The following is a 3,508-nucleotide window of genomic DNA, read 5'->3' as shown; positions in this document are numbered from 1 at the left end:
GAGTGGATCGACCATGCATCGCAATGGTTGCGCGGCGTTCAAGGAGAGGTGCTGTTCATCAACAGCCACTATTGGGATGCGGGTCTGGCCGGCGCCGGCTTGGCGCACCGGTTCAACATTGCGCACGTGCATACACCCCATTCGCTGGGCGTGTGGAAGCGCGACAGCATGCCGGGCACGTCGCAGGAGAAGGAGTCGCGCTACAACTTCCAGCGCCGCATCGGGGAGGAGACGGCCATCTACCTCGGAGCGGATCTGGTTGTCGCCACCACCACGCAACAACATGAGCTCCTGGCGGCGCCGGAGTATGGCGTCGATCCCGATTCGATCGTCGAGATTCCTCCGGGCTATGACGACACTCGATTCTTCCCAGTTTCTCCGGCCACGCGTTATCTACTCAAGGGAGACCTTGGTCTGCGCGGCCGCGTAGTGCTCGCGCTGGGGCGCATCGCTCGCAACAAAGGTTACGACCTGATGATTCGGTCGATGCCGCCGGTATTGGAGCGCTTCGCCGACGCACAACTGGTCCTGGCGATCGGCGCCCCGGATCCCTCGCCCGATGAAGTCCGCATGTTGACCGAGTTGCAGTCGTTGGCAGCCGAACTCGGCATCGCGGAGCGCGTTGTGTTCCACGACTTCATCCCGGGAGAGCAGTTGGCCGACTACTATCGCGCTGCCGATGTATTCGCCCTCAGCAGCCGCTATGAACCGTTCGGCATGACCGCCATCGAAGCGATGGCCTGCGGCACGCCCACCGTGATTACCACCGAGGGCGGGCTCTGGCACTACGTCCAATGGGGAGTGGAGGCCATTTACGCCAACCCGAACGATCCGGAAGCCTACGGGCATTCGCTCTGCGACGTCTTGGCTTTTCCCGAAGTGGCGGCGCAGCTGGCCGAGAATGGCGCTCGCAGAGCTCGCGGTTCGTTCACCTGGACCGCGGTAACCCAAAAGTTCCTTAATGAGGCCTCGGCCGCCGTCGAACATCGGCGGTCCACGGTGGCGCGTTCGCTGGGTGTACCAGGCCCACGCAAGTCGACCAAGAGGGCGCCCACAGCTGTATGAGCGCTCCTCGGATGTTAGTCACCGATCTCGACGGCACCGTCCTTGGAGACGTCCAGGCGCTCGAGCGCTTCCACGCTTGGCGCTCCGGCGTGGGACGTCATTACGCGGTCGTCTATGCCACCGGACGCACGTGCGTGGATGTGGCGCGCTTGGTTGCCGGCGGACAACTTCCCGCACCGACTTACACAATCGGCGCGCTGGGTACGGAGCTGTCGGAACACGCCGCTGGCGGCAAGGCCGCCATCGGGCCACCCTTCGGAGACCAAAGCTGGCAAACGCGCCAAGTGAAACGCGTACTGTCAGCGATGCGTGAATTGGAAGTACAGCCGGAGGAGTTTCAATCTCCTTACAAGGTGAGCTACTTCCTCGAACGTGCGACTACCGAACAACTCAAATTGGTGGGTGCGGCGCTGTCGCAGGCGCGGATTCAGTTCGAAATGATTTATAGCGGCGAGCGTTTTCTCGATATCCTCCCGCTGGGCGTGAGCAAGGGAGCCACCGCCAAGATGCTGGCGGCGAAGCTCGGCGTTTCGCCGCGCGAAGTCATCGCATCCGGAGACTCGGGCAACGACGTTTCCCTCTTCCGGCACGGCTTCCGAGGCGTGCTCGTCGGCAACGCCGAAACCGCTTTGGCTCGCGAGGTTCAGGGCGATATCTATCACTCGCCGTTAACCCATGCCGATGGCGTGCTGGACGGATTGAAGTACTGGGAGTCTGTCGCGAAGAAGCAAGACTCAGACTGTGGCGCTCCGAGCGCCGTTCATTCGTGATGATCGACTGACGACGGCTCCAGATGCAGGTCGTGACAGGCCTGGATGAAGCTCGCGGCGCTCCATGCCTGGTAGGCTTTACCCATGGGACGCCCGGTGACGCCGTGATGCCACTCATTGAACTCCCAGTCGTGTTCCATGCCCATGGCACACAGCTTGGCAAGCTTCACCATTTCGCGGCGCGCGACGTCGACGAGTCCCAGTTTGTGGATGAATCGCACCCAGACGCCGCCAATGAACGGCCAAATGCCTCCGTTGTGGTAGTGATTGGGCAAGTTCAAGAGGTTGACCGTGAAATACTCGCGCCATTCCGGATCGCCGGCGAAGACGGGCGGGTAGAGATTCCGGCACGGTCCAGGCTCGTTGGCGCCGACGCCCCACAAGAAGCGAAAGGTCATTATCGCCTGTCGCGTCGAGATCAGGTCGTACATCAGATAAGCCAGCGTATTGGCCAGCACGTCGCAACGCCAGCTGAATCCGAAGGGGGATAGTTGCGCCACCAGATATCTGGCGTCGCCCAGACGATCTTGGGCCATCGAGAACGCGCGCGGCCCCCCTTCCGGCGACGGATTGGTGCTCGGCCAAAAATTGGTGAGGATCATCGTGCGGACGTGCCGTGATCGGACCCGGAATTCCTCAGCCTCCTCGCCCATGCCGAATCGGGCCAGAATGTTCGCGTAACAGACGAGACAACGGTACCACAACACCTCGTCGTAGAGCACGTGATAACTGCGTGCGAACAAGTCCGTCCAATCGCCCGCCTCAGGAATTTCCAACAGCCCGCAGTTGTTGGAGTCGTGCGCCAATAGCCAGTCCATCGTTCGCCGCAACTTCGGAAAATGGTCCTGGACGATCGACCAATCGTTGGTTTCATTTGCGTGACGCCACAGAGCGATGACCACCCACAGTGCGCTGTCCATGGAGGCAATGCCGCCGACCCCAGCGTATTCCGGCACATCGGAGTCAATGCGCACATTTGCAGGAATCTGACCAGATGCGGTCTGCTGGGCCAACAAGGTGCGCAACGTCGCAGCTTGACAGTCGCGTATCTGCTGGTCCGGGATATCTAAGGTCCACACGATGGTCATCGCCCCGTCGCGTGCCCAGACGGAGCGGTAGTTTACATCGGTCCCGTACACCTCGTTATCGGTCAGGGAGCAGGCGGAGAAGCCCTTGGGCGTGATATTCTTGCGCAGTGCTTCCAGCGCTTTTTGATAGCCGGTCTCGAGCAAATCACGTTCGGCTGGGGAAAGATCACGATACTCCGAGGGGCGGAACAGGATCGGATGTTTCATGGCAGGCAACGACCGGCCTCCGAAGTGGTGAACTCGTCCCGAACCATCCTAAGTTTACCGAGTTATGCGCAATCCTTAAATGGAGGCAAAAGTGCACGGTCATCTCGACAATCGATGAATCCCCAAAGCCGGATCGTGCTCACTCAATGCCAGCGATTCCACGGCACGCATTGAAGGGCGGTAGGGGTCGGAGATGACAAGCGGAGCGGTTGGCCTTGGTCACCCGCTGCGCTTTATTTATTGCTCGCGCGGCAACGTCGCTTGCGAGACGCGCGGGCCAGCCTCGCGCGAGGCTTGAATCGCCAGCCATTGTTGGTCGCGTGACCACACGAGCTGACATTCGACCGGCGCTCGATCCTTTCGATCGGCACGTTCCTC

3 protein-coding genes are annotated in these 3,508 nt (G+C 60.9%); 2 read left to right on the top strand and 1 reads right to left on the bottom strand.

Features of this window, described 5'->3' with window-relative positions; translation table 11 throughout:
* Both SGJ19_16085 and SGJ19_16080 read left to right on the top strand, forming a co-directional pair.
* Positions 1 to 1,065, top strand: a 1,065-nt coding sequence (locus SGJ19_16085; protein MDZ4781773.1) for a glycosyltransferase, incomplete at its 5' end; no start/stop codon positions are given.
* Positions 1,066 to 1,076: 11 nt separating this feature from the next.
* Entirely contained in the window at positions 1,077 to 1,835 is a 759-nt protein-coding gene (locus tag SGJ19_16080) for an HAD-IIB family hydrolase (protein ID MDZ4781772.1), read from the top strand.
* Here SGJ19_16080 and SGJ19_16075 read toward each other — a convergent pair.
* Complete coding sequence (locus tag SGJ19_16075; GenBank protein MDZ4781771.1) at positions 1,826 to 3,130, bottom strand: glycoside hydrolase 100 family protein; 1,305 nt, start codon at positions 3,128 to 3,130, stop codon at positions 1,826 to 1,828. The two genes, SGJ19_16080 and SGJ19_16075, sit on opposite strands and share 10 nt — an antisense overlap.
* Between the last annotated feature and the right edge of the window lie 378 nt (positions 3,131 to 3,508).

This window comes from Planctomycetia bacterium (assembly GCA_034440135.1).
Lineage (GTDB): Bacteria > Planctomycetota > Planctomycetia > Pirellulales > JALHLM01 > JALHLM01.
Note: the sequence above shows the minus strand (reverse complement) of the source record. Positions and strands in the feature narration are given on the sequence as shown.